The organism is Novosphingobium sp. B-7, from assembly GCF_000410615.1.
GTDB classification, from domain to species: domain Bacteria; phylum Pseudomonadota; class Alphaproteobacteria; order Sphingomonadales; family Sphingomonadaceae; genus Novosphingobium; species Novosphingobium capsulatum.
In genome coordinates this window covers 7,081-8,367 of the sequence record NZ_KE148504.1, presented here as the reverse complement: position 1 = coordinate 8,367, position 1,287 = coordinate 7,081, and the positions used below count along the sequence as shown (strand labels likewise).

Below are 1,287 nucleotides of genomic sequence, written 5' to 3'. Positions count from 1 at the left end.
CGGCCAGGCGCTGTTCCAGCGCGAAATAGCCGATCCACAGCGGGCGTGTGGCTGCCGGGGCATAGCTTGCCGCAAGCCGTTCAAGCGGCGGCAAGCCATCGATCAGATCCTGCATTGCCGGATTATGCACTGCGAGATCCTGCGCCCCGGTCAGCCACCACCGCTTAGCGGTAGCAGACCTTCTTGACGGCAGCCACGATCTTGCCAGCGTCGATCAACGCGGCCTTTTCAAGGTTGGCGGCATAAGGCAGCGGCACGTCTTCGTCGCACACGCGCAGGACCGGGGCATCGAGGTGATCGAAGCCTTCTTCCATGGCGATGGCGATGATTTCCGACGCGATTGAGCAGACCGGGAAGCCTTCTTCGGCAACGACCATGCGGTTGGTCTTGGCGAGGCTGGCGAGCACGGTTTCCTTGTCGAGCGGACGCAGCGTGCGCAGGTCGATCACTTCGGCATCGATGCCCTGCTCGGCCAGTTGCTGCGCCGCGTCGAGGGCAAAGCCCACGCCGATCGAGTACGAGACGATCGTCACGTCCTTGCCTTCGCGCACCACGCGGGCCTTGCCGATCGGCAGCACGAAATCGTCAAGCTGCGGCACATCGAACGTGCGGCCATACACGAGTTCGTTTTCCAGGAACACCACCGGGTCCTGGCTGCGGATCGCGGCCTTGAGCAGGCCCTTGGCATCGGCTGCGTCATAGGGCGCAATGACCACAAGACCGGGAACTGCGGCGTACCACGGGCCGTAGTTCTGGCTGTGCTGCGCGCCGACGCGAGCGGCGGCGCCGTTGGGGCCACGGAACACGATCGGGCAGCGCATCTGGCCACCGGACATGTAGTTGGTCTTGGCCGCCGAGTTGATGATGTGGTCAATCGCCTGCATGGCGAAGTTGAACGTCATGAACTCGATCACGGGCTTGAGACCACCCATGGCGGCGCCCGCACCAATGCCGGCAAAGCCATATTCGGTGATCGGGGTATCGATCACGCGCTTGTCGCCAAACTCTTCGAGCAGGCCCTGGGTCACCTTGTAGGCGCCCTGGTACTCGGCCACTTCCTCACCCATCACGAAGACGGCGGAATCGGCGCGCATTTCCTCGGCCATGGCGTCGCGCAGGGCTTCGCGCACGGTGGTGGGAACCATCGTGGTGCCGGCCGGGATTTCCGGATCGGCCGCAGGCTTGGCGTCATGCTTGGGCGCGATCGCGGCGGCAGCCTGGGCCTTGGGATCGGCAGCGGGGGCCGGGGCCGCTTCGGCCGCCGGGGCGGGCGCGGCAGCGGGAGCC

At 65.5% G+C, this 1,287-nt stretch carries 1 protein-coding gene; it reads right to left on the bottom strand.

The genetic code is table 11. From position 1 onward, the window contains the following. Positions 1 to 164 precede the first annotated feature (164 nt). On the bottom strand, positions 165 to 1,287 hold a 1,123-nt coding region (locus tag H926_RS29985), incomplete at its 5' end, for a pyruvate dehydrogenase complex E1 component subunit beta (RefSeq protein WP_237741163.1).